The 21,316-nt window shown below is 71.7% G+C and carries 3 protein-coding genes and 1 pseudogene; all 4 read left to right on the plus strand.

Annotated features, from left to right (window positions below; translation table 11 throughout):
• Positions 1-126 (plus strand): annotated as a pseudogene (locus tag Vqi01_RS31820) (CurL C-terminal domain-containing protein); the annotation flags it as partial.
• Positions 127-186: 60 nt separating this feature from the next.
• Positions 187-8,535 (plus strand): type I polyketide synthase, encoded by an 8,349-nt coding sequence (locus Vqi01_RS23315; protein ID WP_275408841.1) that lies wholly within the window; start codon positions 187-189, stop codon positions 8,533-8,535.
• Positions 8,532-18,926, plus strand: a complete 10,395-nt coding sequence (locus Vqi01_RS23320) for a beta-ketoacyl synthase N-terminal-like domain-containing protein (RefSeq protein WP_204036978.1) — start codon at positions 8,532-8,534, stop codon at positions 18,924-18,926. Before Vqi01_RS23315 ends, Vqi01_RS23320 begins: the two co-directional genes overlap by 4 nt.
• Positions 18,923-21,295: an acyltransferase domain-containing protein gene (locus Vqi01_RS23325; protein ID WP_204036979.1), complete on the plus strand. Its 2,373-nt coding sequence runs from the start codon at positions 18,923-18,925 to the stop codon at positions 21,293-21,295. The genes Vqi01_RS23320 and Vqi01_RS23325 overlap by 4 nt, the downstream gene beginning before the upstream one ends.
• Positions 21,296-21,316 lie beyond the last annotated feature (21 nt).

Genomic DNA, 21,316 nt, shown 5'->3' on the forward strand with positions numbered 1-21,316 from the left:
GAAGAGAATCCGGACCAGGCATTAACTGACGTCGCGTACTCGCTCGCGGTCAGCCGCACCCATCTCGAACACCGCGCCGCCATCCTCGCCGCCGACCGCGACGACGTCACCTACGCCCTCGCCGCCCTCGCGAACGGAAAGTCCCCTCGCGGGACCGTCATCGGCCACGCGAGCAATCGGGACGGCGTGGTCTTCGTCTTCCCCGGTCAGGGAGCTCAGTGGACTGGAATGGCACTGAAGCTGATGCAGAGCTCCACAGCGTTCAGCGACCGCCTCGCCGAATGCGACCGAGCGCTGTCGCGGTACCTGGACTGGTCGGTCACCAGTGTCCTGCACGGTGATCCGGATGCGCCCTCGGTGGACCGGGTCGATGTGGTGCAGCCAGTACTTTTCGCGATGATGCTGTCGCTGGCCGCAGTGTGGGAGGCGGCGGGCGTGCGTCCGGCGGCGGTGGTCGGGCATTCCCAGGGGGAGATCGCCGCAGCCTGTTTCGCCGGCGCGCTCCAGCTCGACGACGCCGCGCGCGTTGTCGCGCTGCGCAGCCAAGCGCTCACCGGCATCGTCGGCCTCGGCGGCATGGTCTCGGTAGCGCTGCCCGCCGCCGAGGTGGAGCCCATGCTGCGACGGTGGAGCGACCGCTTGTCGATCGCGGTCGTGAACAGCCCTCGCTCGGTCGTGGTGGCCGGCGACCCTGGGGCGCTCACCGAGCTGCTGGAGGAGTGCACCACCGCGGAGATCCGGGCCCGGCGCGTCGACGTGGACTACGCCTCGCATTCGGCGCAGGTGGAGTCGGTGCGTGTGCGGGTCATCGAGGCGTTGAGCGGGATCAGTCCTGTCGTCGCCCGCATTCCCATGTACTCGACGCTGTCCGGCGAGGTTCTCGACGGTACCGAGCTGGATCCGGAGTACTGGTACCGGAACCTGCGCCAGACCGTCCGGTTCGAAAAGGCGACCCGGTTGCTGCTCGCCGATGGGTACCGGGTCTTTGTCGAGGTGAGCCCGCACGCGGTGCTGACCGTCGGGGTCGAGGAGACGGCGGAGGCGGCGGATGTCGCCGGCGTGACGGTGACGGGTACGCTGCGCCGGGGCGAGGGTGGGACCGAGCGCTTGCTCAAGTCAATGGCCCAGGTGCACGTGCACGGAGTTGCGGTCGACTGGGCGGCGCTGCTGGCCGGCGGCGGGTACGGCCGGGTGCAGCTGCCCACCTACGCGTTCCAGCGACAGCGGTACTGGCAGGAGGCCGTCGACGGCGACGCGGCGGGCGGCGGTACCCCTGAGGAGGCGGAGTTCTGGCGCGCCGTAGCGGACGGCGACCTCGCTGAGCTCGCGGCCCTCGGCTTGGACGGCGGCGCATGGGGCGAGGTGCTTCCGGAGCTGGTCCGGTGGCGCCGGCGGCGCGACACCGCGCGGATCCTCAGCGGCTGGCGCTACCGCGTCGAATGGCAACGGCTCGCCGACGTGCCCGCCGGACGGCTGGCCGGCAGGTGGCTCGTCGTGGCGGCCCCCACCGGCCAGCCGGATTCCGACCGGGTGACGGCGGTGACGCAGGCCTTGACCCGGCACGGTGCCGAGGTCTGGACGCTGGCCGTGGGCGATGCCGAACTCGACCGCGACACCCTCGCTGCCCGCCTGCGCGCGCTTGACGACCCGTCCGCGCTCGCCGGCGTACTGTCGCTGCTCGCCCTGGACGAGCGGGAGCTTCCGGAGCTGGCGCCGGTGCCGGTCGGGCTCGCCGGCACGCTGGCGCTCGTGCAGGCGCTCGGCGACGCCGGCATATCCGCCCCGCTGTGGTGCGCCAGCCGCGGCGCTGTGTCGACGGGCGGGCCGGAGCAGGTGACGAGTCCGGTACAGGCGCAGGTTTGGGGTCTCGGGCGCGTCGCCGCGCTGGAGCACCCCGAGCGGTGGGGTGGACTGATCGACCTGCCGGAGGCGCTCGACGATCGAGCCGCGGGAAGGTTGTGCGCGGCGCTGTCCGGTGTGCGCTGTTCGGATGGGACAGCAGGAAGTGGTGGCACCTTCGAGGACCAGGTAGCGCTGCGCCCATCCGGGCTGTTCGGGCGGCGGCTGCGCCGGGCGGCCGCCCCGGCGGGTCAGGGTCCGCTGGAGCCGGAGCGCTGGCGTTCGGGAACGGTGCTCGTCACCGGCGGCACCGGCGCGGTGGGCGGGCACGTTGCCCGTTACCTCGCGATGTCGGGCGCGCAACGACTCCTGCTCGCCAGCCGGCGGGGCGCCGCCGCGCCCGGTGCTGCGGAGCTTGTCGCCGAGTTGGAGAGCCTCGGCGCGACGGTGACCGTCGCCGCGTGTGACGTCGGCGACCGGGCCGCGCTGACCGAACTGCTAGGCGCGCAGGAGGCCGCCGGCACGCCGATCCGGAGCGTGTTCCACGCAGCGGGCAGTGGCGCTCCGGTTGACCTGGCCGATGCCGACGTAACTGAGCTGGCCCAGGCCCTGCGCGCCAAGGCGGCGGGGGCCGCTGTCCTGGACGAACTGTTCGGCGCGCACACCCTGGACGCGTTCGTCGTCTTTTCCAGCGGAGCGGGTGTCTGGGGCGGTGGCGGACTGGGTCCGTACGCGGCGGCCAACGCCTTCCTGGACGCCCTGGCGCAGCGCCGGCACGCCCGCGGGCTGCCCGCCACCGCCGTGGCATGGGGGCTGTGGGCGGAAAGCGGCCCGGAGGCCGAGGCCCTCGCCGCGCAGTGGCGCCGGCGCGGCCTCGGTGCCATGCCGCCGGAGCTGGCGCTGGACGCACTGCGGCAGACCATCGAGATGGGGGACGAGTGCCTCGTCGTCGCCGACATCGACTGGCCGCGCTTCGCCGCCGGGTTCACCGCCACCCGCGGCAGTGCGTTGCTGGCCGAGCTTCCCGAGGCACGTACGGTCGAGGAAGCCGCACCGGCCGAGCCCAGTCCGGCGCTCGCCGAGCGGCTGACCGGGCTCCCCGCGGGTGAGCGGAGCATGGTGCTGCTGGACCTCGTGCGCGAGCAGGCCGCCGCCGTGCTCGGGTACCCGGCGGCGGACCGGGTCCCGCCGGACAGCGCCTTCAAGGAGCTGGGCCTCGACTCGCTGACCGCAGTCGAGCTGCGCAACCGGATCGCCGGTGCCACCGGGCTGCGGCTGCCGACGACGCTGGCCTTCGACCAGCCCACCGCAGCGCACATGGCGGCCTTTCTGTCGCAGGAGCTGCTGGGTACAGACGAACCGGCTCGGCCCGTGGTGACGGCCGCGGCACCCTCCGACGCCGATGAGCCGATCGCGATCGTCGGGATGAGCTGCCGGTACCCGGGTGGCGCCGACAACCCCGATGCGTTGTGGCAGCTCGTGGCCGCCGGCATCGACGCGACATCGGGCTTCCCGACCGACCGCGGCTGGGACCTCGACCGGTTGCTGCCGGCGCGGCCGGGCCAGCCGGGTTCCAGCGACACCCGCCGCGGCGGCTTCGTCGCCGGCGTGGCCGACTTCGACGCGGCGTTCTTCGGGCTCAGCCCACGTGAGGCCAGCACCATGGACCCGCAACAGCGGCTGGTACTGGAGGGCGCGTGGGAGGCGATCGAGCGGGCCGGTATCGACCCTGACGACCTGCGCGGAGAACAGGTCGCGGTGTTCACCGGCGCGGTGAGCCAGGACTACGGCGACGTGCTACGGCAGTCCGGGCAGGACAGCGAAGGTCACCTCGTGACCGGCGTCTCCGCCTCGGTCATCTCCGGCCGGGTCGCGTACCGGCTCGGGCTGCAGGGCCCGGCAATCACAGTGGACACCGCCTGCTCATCCTCGCTCGTCGCCCTGCACCTGGCCGGGCAGGCGCTGCGCCGGGGAGAGTGCTCGCTGGCGCTGGCCGGTGGTGTCACCGTGATGTCGACACCGCTGGCCTTCGTGGAGTTCAGCCGCCAGGGCGGGCTCGCCCCGGACGGCCGGTGCCGTCCGTTCGCCGCGGCGGCGAACGGGACCGGCTGGGGCGAGGGCATGGGCATGCTGCTGCTGGAGCGACTCTCCGACGCCCAGCGCAACGGTCACCCGGTGCTCGCCGTGATACGCGGGTCGGCGATCAATCAGGACGGCGCGAGCAACGGTCTGTCGGCGCCGAACGGCCCCGCCCAGCAGCGGGTCATCCGGCAGGCCCTGGCCAGCGCGGGCCTCACCACAAGTGACGTGGACGCCGTGGAGGCACACGGTACGGCGACGGTGCTCGGCGACCCGATCGAAGCGCAGGCGTTGCTGGCCACTTACGGACGGGACCGTTCCGCCGACCGCCCACTCTGGCTCGGCTCGATCAAGTCGAACATCGGCCACACCCAGGGCGCCGCCGGCGCGGCGGGAGTCATCAAGATGGTGATGGCCCTGCGCCACGGGGTGCTGCCACCTACCCTGCACGTCGATCAGCCCACGCCACACGTGGACTGGAGCGCCGGCACCGTACGCCTGATCACCGAATCCACCGCCTGGCCGGACCTGGGCCGACCGCGGCGGGTCGCGGTCTCGTCGTTCGGCATCAGCGGGACGAACGCGCACATCATCCTGGAGCACGCGCCGGCCGAGCCGGACGCCGGCGAGCCGGTAAGCCGCCGCGATGCCCCGGTGGCGGTTCCGGTCTCGGCGCTGGACGAGCCGGCCCTGCGGGCGCAGGCCGCCCGGCTCCGCGCCCACCTGGACGAGCACGCCGACCTGGCGCTGCCGGACGTGGCATACTCACTGGGCACCACCAGGTCCCATCTGAACAGGCGCGCGGTGCTGATCACCAGCGACCGCGCGGACCTGATGGCGGGGCTCGACGCGCTCGCCCGAGGTAGGGAGGCACCCGGACTGCTCCGGGGCTCCGCCGGAGCGGGCCGGACCGCCTGGATCTTCTCCGGCCAAGGTAGCCAACGCAACGGCATGGCCCGCGGGCTGTATGAGGCGTACTCGACGTACGCGGATGCCTTCGATGCTGCATGCTCCTATTTCGATGGCCTGTTGGAGCGACCGCTGCGGGAGGTCATGACCGCTCCTGAAGGATCGGCGGAGGGGCAGCTCCTGCACCAGACCGGGTACGCCCAACCCGCCCTGTTCGCGTACGAGGTGGCTCTGTACCACCTGTTCGAGGAGTGGGGCCTGCGCCCGGACTTCCTGCTCGGGCACTCGGTGGGCGAGTTGGCCGCCGCGCACGTGGCCGGTGTCCTGCCGCTCGGCGATGCGTGCCGCCTCGTCGCGGCGCGCGGCAGGCTGATGCAGGCCCAGCCGGCCGGCGGCGCGATGGTGGCGATCCAGGCCTCCGCCGCCGAGCAGGAACCGCTGCTGTCGCCGGTGGCCGACCGGGTCAGTCTGGCCGCGGTCAACGGACCGTCCGCGACCGTCGTCGCCGGTGACGAGGAGGCGGTCGAACGGATCGCCCTGCACTGGCGCGAGCGCGGCCGGCGCACCAAGCGGCTGCGGGTGAGCCACGCCTTCCACTCCCAGCACATGGACGGCATGCTGGCCGAGTTTCACGCGGTCGCGCGGAGCATGGAGTTCGCCGTGCCCACCATCCCGATTGTTTCCAACGTGGCCGGCCGTCCATTGCCCGCAGAGGAAATTTGCGACCCGGGGTACTGGGTCCGGCACGTCCGGGAACCGGTGCGGTTCTACGAGGGTATGCGGTGGCTGCACGAGCGCGGGGTGGACGCCTTCGTCGAGCTGGGGCCGGACGCCGTACTCGCCGGAATGGGCACGGAGTGCTTGGCCGGACCGGAGGACGACGACCGGACGAGGCCCTTGGTGGTCGCGGTGTCGCGCGCGGAGCGGCCGGAGCCGGATGCCCTGCTGTCCGCCGTAGCGGAGTTGCACGTGCACGGCGTCACGCCGGATTGGCGGGCACTGGTCGGGCCGGGTGCCCGCCGGGTCGACCTGCCGACCTATCCCTTCCAACGGCAGGCTTTCTGGCCGCGACGCGCGTCGAGCGGACCCGGATCCGCGGCCGACCTCGGCCTGGATTCCGCGGGCCATCCGCTGATCGGCGCCGCCATCCGGTTGGCCGGCAAGCCGGGGTGGGTGTTCACTGGCCGGTTGTCGCTGGTGTCCCAGCCCTGGCTGGCGGACCATGCGGTGTCCGGCACGGTCATCGTGCCCGGGCTTGCCCTGCTGGAGGTCGCCCTGAGCGCAGGCCGCCAGGTCGGCCTGCGAAGGGTCGAGGACGTCGCGTTCCGCGCGCCGATCCGGATGACCGAGCGGGAGGCCGTGCGGCTCCAGGTCACGGTGGACGACCTTGACGAGTCCGGCCGACGCGCACTGCGAATTCACTCCCAGCCGGACGGCGGCGGCGACGAGGCGGAGTGGACCTGCAACGCGACCGCGTGGCTGGCTGAATCCCGCGAAGCCTCCGCCGACACCGGCGACCTGAGCGCGTGGCCGCCGCCGGGCGCGGAAGCGGTCGACGTGACGGACCTCTACGACCGGCTGAGCGAGCGCGGCTATCACTTCGGTCCGGCCTTCCGCAGCTTGCGGGCGGCATGGCGGCGGGGATCCGAGACGTTCACCGAAATCCGGCTGCCGGCCACCTACCAGCCGGAAACCGCCGCGTTCTGTCTCCACCCGGCCCTGCTCGACTCGGCCGCGCACCTGCAACTGGCCGAGTACGCGTTCGCCGAGCGGGTCGCCGACCAGGTTCCGGTCCTGTTCTCGGTCGACGGTGCGGAGGTGTACCGCGGTGGTGCCGGGGCGCTGCGGGTGCGGCTGACCCGGACCGTTGAGCAGTCCACGCTCATGGAGGTGGCGGACGAAACGGGACGGCCGGTGGCCCTCGTGGAGGCAATGAACGTCCGCTCCATCGGAGCGCGGCAGCTGCGCGAGACCGGTGACCTCCTGCGGGACGCGCTGCTGCGGGTCGAGTGGGTGGCGGCCGACGCGGCGGCCGAGGCGCTGGCGGATGACCGGCTGGGTGTCCTCGGCACCAACCTGGAGCCGTCCGGCCTCGGTGCGGCCGTACCACGGTACGTCGACCTCGTCGATGTGGTCGCGTCAATGCATGCCGATCTCCCCGCCGTACTCCTCTTCCCGCTGGACCCGAGCGCCGGCTCGGCCGGCCTGGCGGACGCGGCGCGCACCGCCACCAGCGAGGTGCTGGGCCTCGTGCGGACCTGGCTCGCCGACCCGCGGTTCGCGGACATCCAACTGGCCGTGCTCACCTCTGGCGCCGTCGCAGCCACGACTTCGGACACCGTGCCCAACCCGGCGCACGCCGCGGTCTGGGGCTTGGTGCGAGCCGCCCAGTCGGAGCATCCAGGCCGCTTCCGCCTGGTCGACCTGGACGGCACCGCCGCCTCCTGGAACACCGTGCCGGCCGTGCTCGCCTCCGACGCCGACCAGGTCGCGGTCCGCGCCGGCAAATCCTACGTGCCGCGCTTGTCCAGGCTGGATGACCCATCCGGGACCGAACCACCCGCGCTGGATCCGGCGGGCACGGTGCTGCTCACCGGCGCCACCGGCGGGCTCGGCCGGGTTGTCGCGCGGCATCTGGTCGCGACCCGAGGCGTACGGCACCTCCTGGCGGTGAGCCGGCAGGGGATGGCCGCACCGGGGGCGGGCGAGCTCGCCGACGAACTAACGGCCCTCGGCGCGACGGTCACCGTCGCCGCGTGCGACACGGGCGACCGCGATGAGCTGGCTGAGCTGCTGGCCCGGGTGCCCGCGGGCAATCCGCTGACCGCGGTGATCCACCTGGCCGGTGTGCTGAACGACGCGGTGGTGACCGACTTGAACCCGGAACGGCTCGACACCGTGCTGCGGCCGAAGGTCGACGCGGGGATGCACCTGCACGACCTGACCCGCGACCTGCCGCTGGCCGAGTTCGTGCTCTTCTCGTCGATCGCCGGCACGCTGGGCAACCCCGGGCAGGCCAGCTACAGTGCCGCCAACGCCTTTCTGGACGCGCTGGCCCAGCACCGCCGGGCCCGCGGCCTGCCGGCCCAGTCGCTGGCGTGGGGCCCATGGGCCGAGGCGGGCGGCATGGCGGGCAACCTCGACGAGCGAGACCTGCTCCGCATGCGGCGGATGGGCCTGCGCCCAATAGACGCCGACCAGGGCATGGCGCTCTTCGACGCGGCGCGGGCAGCCGGCGCCGCACTCGTCGTGCCGGCCTGGGTGGACACGCGCACCCGGCCGCAGGGCGCGAACGAGCTTTTCAGCGGACTGTTCACCATCCCCCGCGGGCCGGCCGACGAGGAGGCACCGGCGGCGGTACCGATCAGGCAGACGCTGTCCGAACTCCCGGCGGCAGACCGGGAGCTTGCGGTCCTGGACCTGGTGCGTACCCAGGCCGCTATTGTGCTCGGCCACTTCCGGCCGGAGGAGATTGAGCCGGAGTACCCGTTCCTGGAGCGGGGGTTCAACTCGCTGATGGCCATCGAGCTGCGTAACCGCATCGACGCGGCCACGAACCTACGCCTACCGGCCACCTTGATCTTCGAATACCCCACACCCCGCACCCTGGCCGAGTACCTGGCCGGGCGCCTGTTGACCGGGACCGGAACGGCGGTGTCCGAGCTTGACGAGCATCTGCCGCAACTCCAGCTGGAGCTGATTTCATGACCACGGCTTCCGACCCGCCGGCGATTGGCGACTTCCAACTGGTGGTGCGCCCGCGGGACCCCGTCGTGCGCGACCACCTGGTGCGCGGCGTACCCGTGCTACCCGAGGCGAGCTACCTGGACGTGCTGTACCGCGCCGCGATCCTGCGTGGCATCCCGGCCGAATCCCTGGAACTGCGCGACATCCGGTTCACCGCTCCGCTGGCAGTAGCCGGCAATGGTGAGCGCAGCCTGGTGTTCAGATCGGCCACCACCGCTGAAGGTACGCGCGTCACGGCCACCGCGCGCTCGACGGAAGACGGCGTCGACGAGGCCGTCGCGGAGTGTGTGGTGATAACGGCGCCCGGCGCGTCGCGTCCGGCGGACTTCGATCCAAGTGCGTACCGTGAGCGGGCCGGCGCCCCGCTCGACACCCTCTACTCCGAGGCGGAAAGCGCCGGTGTGGTGCACGGACGGTTCCTGCGCGCGCGTGGCTGGGTGGCGAAAACCGGGTCCGCTCTGGTGGCCGAGGTCTCGCTCGACGAACGAAACCGGCGGCCGGCGGATGATTTCCTGCTTCACCCGGCGCTGCTCGACGCCGCCCTTGTTGCGGCCGCATCCCACCCGTCGCGGGCAGGGGAGGTGCACTACCGGCCGACGTCAATCGGACGCTTTCGCGCCTGGGGCGCACTCGATTCCAACGTGTTCGTCGTGGTCCACGATCCGCCCAACCGCGGCGACGCTAACCGGATCGACCTGTACGGCGAGGACGGCAGGCTAGTCGCACGGTTCGAGGCGGTCACCTTCGGGCCGGCGGCGAAGCCCGCCGCGCGGCAGCGGCCCGCGGTTTCCGTCCCGGTGCGGGCCGAGCGACCCACCGGAGCGCGCGTAGGTGAGCGTGCGCTGGACATCGCCATCGTCGGGATAGCCGGCCGGTATCCCGGCGCCGACGACGTCGACGAGCTTTGGGCCAACCTGCTCGCCGGACACGACGCGGTCGGCCCGGTACCGGACAGCCGGTGGCGCGCGGAGGCCTATCCGACCGGTGAACTGACGCTGCCCGCGTACGGCGGTTTTCTGTCTGATGTAGATGCCTTCGACCCCAGGTTTTTCCGGATACCGCCGAGCACCGCCGCCGACATCGATCCGCAGGAGCGCCTGTTCCTGCAGACCGCCTACGCCGCAGTGGAGAACGCCGGCTACCAGCCCAGCGACTTCCGTGCTCCGGCCAACCGGGTGGGCGTGTTCGTCGGGGCAACGTGGACCGACTACCGACTGCTCGGGGTCGAGGCGACCCGCCGGGGCACGCCGCGGGCCGTACCGTCGACGCTCTCCTCGATCGCCAACCGGGTATCGTACTACTTCGATCTCACCGGCCCGAGCATGGCGGTGGACACCGTCTGCTCGTCGTCGCTGACCGCGTTGCACCTGGCCTGCGGCAGCATCGCCGCCGGTGAGTGCGACGCGGCGATCGCCGGAGGAGTCAACCTCCTGCTGCACCCGGACAAGTACCTGCTGCTGCGGACGATGAACCTGGACTCCTCCGACGGGCGGTGCCGGTCCTTCGGCGCGGATGGCGACGGTTACGTACCCGGCGAGGGTGTCGGCGCCCTGTTCCTCAAGCCGTTGGCCCAGGCCCGTGCGGACGGCGACACCATCTACGGGGTCATCCTCGGCTCGGCCGCCAATCACGGCGGGCGGGCGGCCGGCATGACCGTGCCGAACCCGGTGGCCCAGGGCGAGGCGATAACTCGGGCCCTGACCCAGGCGCGAATCGACCCGGACGGGGTCGACTACGTCGAGGCGCACGGCACGGGCACAGCTCTCGGCGACCCGGTGGAGGTGGCCGGGCTGAGCCGTGCCTTCGCCGGACGAACCCGGCCGTGCTGGCTCGGCTCGGTCAAGTCGAACATCGGCCACCTGGAGGCGGCCGCCGGGGTCGCCGCGGTCACCAAGGCGCTGCTGCAGTTGCGGCATGACCGGATCGTGCCCTCGCTGCACTCGGCTCAGCTCAATCCCGACATCGACTTCGAGGCCTCACCGTGGCGCGTACCGCAAGCGGTGGAGCGCTGGCCGGAACAGGACGGGTCGGCCGATCCGCGACCGCGTCGGGCTGGTGTCAGTTCGTTCGGCGCCGGCGGCTCCAACGTCCACGTGGTCATCGAGGAGTACCTCGAAGCACCCCTCCCGGTCCGGGCACCGGCACCGGAACTGCTCGTCCTGTCGGCCCGTACCGAGGAGCGACTGCGCGAGTACGCCCAGCGGGTCGCCAAGTTCCTGCGCGACAACGGCGACCGGGACTTCGGCGATATCGCACGCACTTTCCAGGTCGGCCGGCCAGCGATGCCGGTCCGGCTCGCCGTCGTGGCAAGCGACGCGGCCAGCTCCGCCGATTTTCTCGCCCGCTATTTGTCCGGTGGGGACTGCGTGTACACCGGCGTGGCGACCGGCCCGGGCGACGTCGCCGCGCTGGCTGCCAGCTACGCCGCAGCTGATCTGGCCGGTGCCGCCGAGCTGTGGGTCGCAGGGGCCACACCCGACTGGGCCGCAGTCAACGGCGGCCCGCGGCGACGGGTGCCTGTGCCGGGATACCCCTTCGAGCGGACCCGGTTCTGGATCGAAGGCATATCGCTGAGCGAACGCTCGTCGCCGGAGGCCCGCACCACCGCCGCGCCCGCGACCGGCCCGGCATACGACACCACTGTGGGCAGCACGGTGGCCACATGGGGGAGGACAGAAGTGACGGGATCGGACTCCGTGGATAGCGTCATCGAGGCATACGACCGAGGGCTCGTGCCGGTCGACGAGGAACTTGAGGCGGCGTACCCGGCGCTCGGCCGCTACGCGGCCCTGGTGGTGCTCGACCGCTTCAGGCGCATGGGCCTTCCGCCCCAGGGCGGCACCGCCGAGCAGCTGCGCGCCGCGATGGACATCCAAGCCTCCTTCCAGCGCTTCTTCGACGCCTGCCTGGACGTCCTGATCCGCCACGACTGCCTGTTGAACGACGGCGAGTGGCTGCGCCCCGTGACGCACACCGAAGACCCGGCGTCGCTGCGTGCGCGACTGCTCGCCCGGTACCCCGAGGCCGCGTCGTACGTGCGCCTGCTGGACGTCTGCATCGAGGCGTACCCGGACACGCTGCGCGGACGGCAACCCGCCACCGAAGTGCTCTTCCCCGGGTCCGGGATGGACCTGATGGCTGGCATCTACCAGGGCAACCGCGCGTACGACTTCTACAGCGCCGAAATCGGGCGGCTGCTGGCCTGCACGGCCCAGGTGAACGCCGCGAGCGGACGCGATCCGGTGCGCGTGCTGGAGATCGGCGCCGGTACCGGCAGCACCTCCCATGCGGTGCTGGCCGCCCTGGCCGCCTGCGGCGTACCCGTCGAGTACCACTACACCGATATCGGCGGCAGCTTCGTCGCGCATGGGCGGCGGACGTTCGCCGAACGGTACCCGTTCACCCGTTACCGGGTCCTGGACGCCGAGCGCGACCCGATCTCGCAAGGCTTCCCGGCCGGCGCCTTCGACGCGGTGCTGGCGGCCAGCGCGCTGCACGCGGTGAGCGACATCGACGCGGCGCTGGCCCGCGTGCGCCGGCTGCTCAACTCGACCGGCCTGCTCGTGCTGGGCGAGCCGGTGTCCAACCACGACGTCATGTCCGTCACCGTCGGGCTGCTCGACGGTTGGCACAGCTACCTGGATCCGCAGAACCGCCTCCCGAACTCGCCGCTGCTGTCCGTGCAGGGCTGGCAGAGCGCGCTGCGGCGCTCTGGCTACGAAGGGTTCGTCAGCTACGGCCCCGGCATGACCGCGGACCCGAAGCCGAGCTACCGAATCATCGTGGCCGGTGCCGGCGAAGCCGCTGCGGCCGATGGTGCTGCCGACGGCGCGGCCGGTACCGGCGGCGTGGCAGCCGCACCCGCCCCAACCGACGAGGCGCCGCGGGGGGACCGACCGGAGATCCTGGAACCGGTGCTCACCGAGATCATCGCCGAGGGCCTCGGCGTGCCGGTGGACGAGGTGCGGCCGACGCTGTCGTTTGCGGAGTACGGCGTGGACTCGATCCTTGCGATGAAGCTGGTGCGGCGGATCAACGACACCCTCGGCATCTCAGTCAAGCCGACGGTCGTCTTCGACCACCCGTCGGTTCGGTCGCTCGCCGCCTACGCGTCCGGCATCGGCGCGCGGCTGGACCGAGACGGGTCGGCGCCCGAGGCACCGGCGCCCGCACCGCCTCCTGCCGTGGCGCCCGCACCGTCTCCTGCCGTGGCGCCCGTGACGCCTCCTCCGATGGCGCCCGTGACGCCGGCGGCGCCCGTGGCACCCGCGACCCCTCCGGCACCTGCGGCAACGACTCCCGCGCGGCCGGTGGCGCGCGCCGAGCGGGGAGAGAGCCTCGACATCGCCATCATCGGCATGTCCGCGCGGTACCCCGGCGCCCGGGACTACCGCGAATTCTGGCGCAATCTGATGGCCGGGCACGACACGGTGACCGAGGTACCGGCGGACCGGTGGAACCTCGACGAGATCTACGCGCCGTGGCCACCCCAGCCTGGCCGGACCTACGCCCGTTGGGGCGGCTACCTGGACGAGGCGGACCGCTTCGACCCGTACTTCTTCGGCATCACACCGGCCGAGGCCGACTTCATGGACCCGCAGCAGCGGATGTTCCTGGAAGAGAGCTGGCGGGCCATCGAGGACGCCGGCCTCGACGCGCACCAGCTCAAGCGCGTCCGCTTCGGAGTTTTCGCCGGCTCCCCGCCGCCGGACTACCCGACGCTGGTCCGCCAACGCGGCCTCTCCGGCGCGCCGCACACGTTCACCGGCAACTCGCCCGCCATCCTGCCCGCACGGGTGGCGTACCACCTCGACCTCACCGGACCCTGCCTGGGTGTCGACACCGCCTGCTCCTCGTCGCTCGTCGCCCTCAACCAGGCGTGCCAGAGCCTCGTCGCCGGCGAATGCGACATGGCGTTGGCCGGCGGCGTGGCCGTCTACGCCACGCCCGAGCACCTGTTGATGACATCGTCGATCGGCATGCTCTCGCCTACCGGCCGGTGCCGCGCCTTCGACGAGAGCGGTGACGGGATCGCCATCGGTGAGGGTGTCGGTGTCGTCGTGCTCAAGCCACTGGCTCAGGCGCTGGCCGACGGTGACCCGATCCATGGCGTCATCAAGGGTATCGGGGTCAACCAGGACGGCCGTACCAACGGCATCACCGCTCCCAGCGCCCGGTCGCAGACGGAGCTCCAGCTGGCGGTCTACGAGCGCTACGGTATCGACCCGGGCGCGATCGGGTACGTGGAGGCGCATGGCACCGGCACGAAGCTCGGCGACCCGATCGAGATCGAGGCGTTGACCGCGGCCTTCCGCCGCTACACCGACCGTCGGGGCACCGTGCCGATCGGGTCGGTCAAGACGAACATCGGCCACTCGGCACACGCGGCCGGAGTGGCGAGCCTGGTGAAGGTGCTGATGTCGCTGCGGAACGGGCACATCCCGGCCTCGCTCAACTTCACCACCGAAAACCCGATCAGCGGCCTGGCCGAGTCGCCGTTCTTCGTCAACACCGAGCTGCGCCCCTGGGCCGACGACGCACGGCTGGCGGCGATCAGCTCGTTCGGGTTCAGCGGCACCAACGTCCACATGGTCGTCGAAGGGCACGCGGACACCCGACCCGCGACCGCCGCGGGCCAGCGACAGGCGCTGGTGACCCTCTCAGCGCGGACCCCCGAGAGCCTGCGGGCCGCCGCCGCCGGGCTGGAACGGTTCCTCGGCGGCACGCCGGACGTCGCGCTGCACGACGTGGCGGCCACGGTGCAGCTCGGCCGGGCCGCGTTCGAGCACCGGCTGGCCGTGGTGGCCGGATCCGTCGACCAACTGCGCGCTCAGCTCAGCCTGGTCGCCACTGGTCAGACTCCGCGCGGGGCGTACTTCGGCGAGGTCCCGCCGGAGATCAGGCCACCGGCGCCGATACCGCTGACGCCCGACACCGACCTGGCACCGGTGGGTGAGGCGTGGGTTGCCGGCGCCGCGTTCGACTTCCGCGGCCTTTATGCCGACGGCGCCGTGCGCCGAATTCACCTTCCCGGGTACGCCTTCGCCCGCGAACGCTACTGGCTGCCGGACGTCGAACCGGCGGCGGTCGGCGTACCGCCGGAGAGCCGGCTGGCGGACCAGCGGCCGGCATCCACGCTGTCGCTGGAGCAGGTTCGCACGGAGGTAACCGGCGCGGCAGCGGCCGAGCTTGGCGTGCATCAGTTTGAAGTGGACCTCGCGATTCCCGCGGAGCAACTGGGATTCGACGAAGTGAGCCGGGGGCGCCTGCTGGCACGAGTCAACGACGCGTACGGGATCGACCTGCGGGTCGACGTGTTCGCCTCGGGGGTGTCGCTTGACGCGTTCGTGGAGCAGGTTGCCGCCGCGGCCCGCGTCGTCCCGCGCACGCCGCCCGTGCGGCCCGCTCCGGCACCGGCCGCGGCGCGGCCCGCGCCGGTGCCCGCCGGAGCCGAGTCCGCGCCCGCCGAGATGAACGACGACGATCTGGTCCGACGCGCCGAGGACTACCTCAAGCGGGCATTCGCCGCCGAGTCCAGGCTCCCGCTGGAGCGCATCCGCACTCGTGCCCCGCTGCAGGACTACGGCATCGACTCGGTTCTCATCGCCAACCTCAACCAGCGGTTGGGTGAGACGTTCGACGGCCTCTCCTCGACGCTCTTCTTCGAGTACCAGACGATTCACGAGCTGGCGTGCCACCTGGCCAGCGACCACGCCGAGCGTCTCGTCGCCGTGACCAGCGCCGTCGCCCCGACCGCGACTGTCCCGGCCGCGACTGTCCCGGCCGCGACTGTCCCGGCACCCGCCGTCACGGCCGTCACCACCGCACGCGTCGAGGCGGTCGTGGAAAGGGCAGGCGAGCCGGTCACGGCGCCGCGGAGCAGCACCACGGACATCGCGGTGATCGGGATGTCCGGGCGTTACCCGATGGCCCGGGACAATGACGAGCTCTGGGAAAACCTTCTCGCCGGGCGGGACTGCATCGTGGAGGTTCCCAAGGACCGCTGGGATCACAGCCGGTACGTCAGCGAGGAGCGGGACCAGCCTGGCACCACCTACGCCAAGTGGGGCGGGTTCATCGACGACGTGGACAAGTTCGACGCCCGGTTCTTCCAGATCACGCCGCGCGAGGCCGAGGAGATGGACCCGCAGCAACGGCTGTTCCTGGAAACGGCATGGGCCGCGCTGGAGGATGCTGGATACACCCCGGATCGGGTGCGCGGCACCGCGCAGCGCCGGGGACGCAAGGACGCGGGCGTGTTCGTCGGCGTCACGTACGGCGAGTACCAGCTTTACCTCGACATCCCGATCGTCGGCTACTGGGCGGTGGCGAACCGGGTCTCGTACCACATGGGTTTCAACGGCCCGAGCATGGCCGTCGACACCGCCTGCTCGGCGTCGATGACCGCGCTGCACCTGGCGGTGGAGAGCCTGCGCCGCGGCGAATGCTCGTACGCCATCGCCGGCGGCGTCAACATCTCGATCCACCCGGGCAAGTTCCTGCTTCTGGGCGCCGGGCACTGGGCGTCGAGCGACGGCCGCTGCCGGGCGTTCGGCGAGGGCGGGGACGGTTACGTGCCGGGGGAGGGCGTCGCGGCGCTCATCCTCAAGCCGCTGGAAGACGCCCGCGCGGACGGCGACCGGGTGTACGGGGTGATCCGGGGCAGCGCCGTCAACCACGGCGGTCGTACCAACGGGTTCACGGTGCCGAACCCGAGCGCCCAGGCAGCGCTCGTGCGGGAGGCGCTTGCCCAGGCCGGCGTGGACCCGCTCACGGTCGGCTACGTGGAGGCGCACGGCACCGGCACGGCGCTCGGCGACCCGATCGAGATCGCCGCGTTGACGAAGGCATTCAACGCCGACCTGCCGAAACTTACATCGGACAGACCGCGGTGCGTCGTAGGGTCGGCAAAGGCGAGCATCGGGCACCTGGAGGCGGCCGCCGGGGTGGCGGGCGTGGTCAAAACGCTTCTCCAGCTCCAGCACGAGACCATCGCGCCGTCACCGCACTCCGCACCGGCCAACCCGAACATCGACTTCGCGGCAAGCCCGTTCCAGGTGGCTCAGCATGCGATGCCGTGGCGTCGCGGCCCGGAGGGGCCGCGCCTGGCCGCGGTCAGCTCATTCGGCGCGGGCGGCGCGAACGCCCACGTGGTGCTGCAGGAGTACGACCAGCCACTGGTGACACCGACCGGCAACGCCGGGCCGTACCTGGTGGTGCTCTCCGCTCGCCGGGCCGAGCGGCTGGGCGAACTCGCCGGCAATCTGGCGCGGTTCCTGCGATCGCCCCGTGGCTTGGAAACCCCGCTGGCGGACGTGGCCTGGACGCTGATGGTGGGGCGAGTGGCCTTTGAGCACCGCCTGGCCACGGCGGTGCAGACGCGCGAGGAACTGGCCGTCTGCCTGGCGGAGTTCGCGGCCGGCACCCTGCGTCCGGGGGTCGTGGTCGGCACCGTGCCGACTCATCAAGACACCGTGGACGGTGAGTCCGCGGCAGACCGCCAGTACTTGCGCGCGCTGCGGCGTGACGGTCAGCTGCGCCGGCTCGCCGAGCTGTGGACGCAGGGCTGGGCGGTGGACTGGGCAGCCCTGCACGACACACCGGCCGGCCGGCCGGTGAGCCTGCCGACATACCCGTTCGCGCGGGAACGCCACTGGATCGTCCCGGAGGACTACCGACGCGAGCCGGGACTGGTGCTCGAGACGCCCGCCGAGGCCCTCGCGGCGATGCCGATCGCTGAGGAGGCCACGGTGTCGGCGGTTCAGGACGCCGGTGCGAGCCCGGCGACAGACTCCACCAGTCTGCGCGCGGAGCTCCAGCTCCGGGTTCAGAAGATCTTCTCGGAGCTGACCCGTATTCCGGTCGAGGAACTGGACCCGGAGTCCGACTTCCTGGACTTCGGCTTCGACTCGGTGGCCTCCGTGCGGATGCTCAACCGGTTGATGAAGCACTACGGCGTCCGTATCCCGGGCTCGGCGATCGAGGAGTACTGCACGATCCGCTCCTTCACCGACCACCTGGTGGACTCCGGACTGATCACGATTGGCGGCGCCGCGGGTGCGACGTTGGTGACCGGTCTGGCGGCGGTGCTCACCGAGCCGGCGCGGGCCGTGACGCCGGTGCGCACGCCGGCACCGCTGGAGGTAGAGTCCGTCTTCCTGACCGGGGTGACCGGCGTCCTCGGCGGGCGGCTGCTCTACGACCTGCTGGCGACCACTTCGGTCCGGGTCACCTGCCTGGTCCGCGCGGACAGCCCGAGCCGGGCCATGGAGCGGATCGGCCGGCTGCTGAGTGTCTACGACGAGGAAGGGCGCCTCACCGACGCGCTCCGCGACCGGGTGACGGCCGTGCTCGGCGACGTGAGCCAGGACCGGCTCGGGCTGGACGAGACAACCCTGGCGCGGCTCATGGCCGAGACGGACGCGACGATCCACGTGGCAGCGGTCACGAAGCTTGTCACGTTCTACGACTCGCTCGCGCCGATCAACGTCGACGGCACCCAGCGGATGATCGACTTCGCGCTCGGCACCAGGCACAAGTATCTGATGTACGTCTCCAGCTTCAGTGCGCTCGGTGATTACCTGCTCGCCGACAACCGCCCGTTCACCGAGCATGACATCGAGCTGGGACAGCGGTACGACCACCTGCCGTACCAGGAGACGAAGTACCACGCTGAGAAGCTGATCCGGGCGGCGACCGATGAGGGTCTGCTGTGGAACATTTTCCGGCCCGGCAACATAATGGGCGACAGCCGGACCGGCCGCTACCCGTTCACCGAGGTCACCGTCAAGGGCGCGTACTACGACATCTTCAAGACGGTCGTGGACACCGGCATCTCGGCGGCGGCGCCGAACCACTGGGACATCACACCGGTCGACTACGTCAGCGCCGGCATGCTGTACCTCGGGCTGCGCCATCCCTCGTACCGCGAGACCTACCACCTCACCAATCCAGACATCAAGAACCTCTCCGACATCTTCGGCTACATGCAGGCGTGCGGCTACCGCATGCGCGAGGTGACAATCGAGGAGTACCACCGGATGGCGACCGAGCGGCTGTTCCGAAGCGCCGGATCGGACGAGCCGTACGACAGCCAGACGATCGAAATGATCAAGTACGGCGTGGAGACCTGGGGACCGGAGCACTATGCGCACAGCTCAGCTCCGGACTGCGCGTACACCCGTCAGCGCCTCGTCCCCGCCGGCATCGTCTGCCCGACGGTCGCCGAACTCGTCGTGCTGTACCTCGATCACTGTGTGCGGGTCGGCTTCCTGCCCCCGCCGGCGGCGCTGGCCTCCACCGCCAACGGTCACGACCGGGCGGCCAGGGCCGTCGCGGGGTACCCGCGATGACCGACCCGCGGCCACCTGGCGATGTGGTGGTGTTTCCCGGCCAGGGCAGCCAACGAACCGGTATGGCGGCTGACTACCATCGCGAGTTCGAAACCGTCCGGCGGACCTTCGCTGAGGCATCCGATGTGGTCGGTGAGGATCTGCGCCGCATCTGCTTCGAACCGGACCCGCGGCTGCACCTGACCGAGTTCACCCAGCCCTGCGTGCTGACCGCGGAGGTGGCCGCCTACCGGGTGGCGGTGGCGGAGTTCGGCCTGCGCGCCAGGTATTTTGGCGGGCACAGCCTGGGGGAGTACACGGCGCTGGTCGCGGCGGGCGCGCTGCCGTTCGCGGAAGCCGTTTCGCTGGTACGTGCCCGCGGCGCGCTGATGCAGCAGGCCGTACCAGCCGGTCAAGGGTCGATGGCGGCCCTGCTGCTGGACGACGTGGCGGACTCCGGCGCGGTTGATGTGGCCCTCGCCACCGGTTTGGAGGTGGCGAACGTCAACTCGCCCGTGCAAATCGTGGTCAGCGGCGCGGTGGAGAACCTGGAGCGAGCGCGCGAGGCGCTCGCCCGGTCCCATCCGTCGCTCACCTTCGTCCGGCTGAAGGTGAGCGCTCCGTTCCATTCCAGCGCGATGCGTCCGGCGGAGGATGAGTTCGCCGCCGAACTGGCCCGTCACGCGAGCCGGCTGCGGCCGGACCGCGCCGCGGCGGTCACCTCCAACTACACCGGTGACTTCCACGAACCGGCGGCGCTGATGAGCAACCTCGTCCGTCAGATCACCGGGCCGGTACGGTGGCTCGAGAACATGCGGACGCTCGCCGGCACCGGCGAAGGTCAGGTGTTCGAGATCGGTCCACGTGCCGCGCTCGCCAAGTTCTTCCGGGCGTACGGCCGTACCGCCATCCCCGTCACAAACCTGGCCGAGGCCGCCACGCTGCTCTCCCCGGGGCGAGTCGGACGCGCACCCGAGCTGAGTACGGCCACGGGCGGCGGGCAGCCGGTGGCCGCGGGTGGGTCGTTGCCGGACCTGACCCCCGCCGAGCTGACGCCGGGGCGGCTCGGCGATCCGGGGTTCCGCGCCGACCACGGCGTGCGATGGGCATACGTCGTAGGCGGCCTGGCGCCGGGCGTCACGTCGCCACGGCTGGTCATCCGGCTGGCTGGTGCGGGACTTCTGGGCTACCTCGGCGTCGACGGGCTCGACCCGGCACAGATCAAGGCCGCGGTAGGGGAGGTCCGCGCCGGGGTACCGGCCGGCGCGCCGTGGGGGGTGAGTGTCGCACACGACCCGCATCACCCGGCGCTCGCCGCGCGTACCATCGACCTGCTCCGGCGGCTGGACGTCAACCGCTTGGAGGCGATCGGGTTCACCGACGACATCACCGAGCTGGTCGGCTACCGGCTCGCCGGCCTGCGGCTGGTGGACGGCCGGCCGAGGCCGGCCCGGCGGCTGCTGGCGCGGGTTTCCCGGCCCGAGGTCGCCCGCCTGTTCCTCGGCCCGCCGCCCACGGCCGTGGTGGACCTGCTGCGGGAGCGCGGCGTGCTGACCACCGATGAGGCGCGCCTGGCCGCCTACCTGCCGGTCGCCGATGACGTCTGCGTCGACGCGTCGGCCACCGGGCAGCCGAACGAGACGAGCCTGCTGCCCGGCATCCGCCGGCTGCGGGACCGGATCGCGGCCGACCACGGCTGGCCGGCCGGCTCGCGGGTGGGCGTGGCGGGTGAGCTGGGTACCCCTGAGGTGGTCGCGGCGGCCTTCGTGCTGGGTGCCGACTTCGTGCTCACCGGCGCGCTGAACATGTGCACTCCCGAGGCGGGCGCCAGCGCTCTGGCCAAGGACATGCTGGCGGACGCTGGCGTGGGCGACTTCGCCACCGCGCCCGCGTACCACACCTTCGAGGCCGGTGGGCGGGTGGCGGTGCTGCGGCGGGGCCTGTTCTTCCCGTCCCGCGCGGACAAGCTGCACCAGCTTTACCAGAGCCACACCGGCGGCGACATGGACCCGGCCGAGCGTGAACGGATCGAGAAGCAGTTCTTCGGTCGGGGCTTCGACGAGGTCTGGGCGGAGATCGCGGCGGACCACGCGGGGTGGGACCAGGAGGAGATACGGCGGGCGGAGCGTGACGGCCGGCTGCGGTTCGCGCTGCTGTGTCGGTGGTACCTGCGCGAGGCAGCCCGGCGCGCCATGGTCGGAGACATCGGCGACCGGCTGAACTTCCTGATTCCCGGCGGCCCGGCGGTGGGCGCGTTCAACGACGCGGTACGTGGCACCGTGCTGGAGAAGTGGGCGGACCGGCACGTCGATCGGGTGGCGGAGTTTCTCATGCTCGGGGCCGCCGCGGTGGTGGCCGGGCACTGGCAGTCGGTGCAGCCAGCCGGTTGACCTCCGAAGCTCCGCCGTGAA

Origin of the sequence: Micromonospora qiuiae (genome assembly GCF_016863555.1) — a bacterium.
Lineage (GTDB): Bacteria > Actinomycetota > Actinomycetes > Mycobacteriales > Micromonosporaceae > Micromonospora > Micromonospora qiuiae.

Excerpts from the sequence above, each read along its gene's own strand:
- Vqi01_RS23320 (WP_204036978.1), top strand. The coding sequence starts at position 8,532 with ATGACCACGGCTTCCGACCCGCCGGCGATTGGCGACTTCCAACTGGTG.
- Vqi01_RS23325 (WP_204036979.1), top strand. The coding sequence starts at position 18,923 with ATGACCGACCCGCGGCCACCTGGCGATGTGGTGGTGTTTCCCGGCCAG.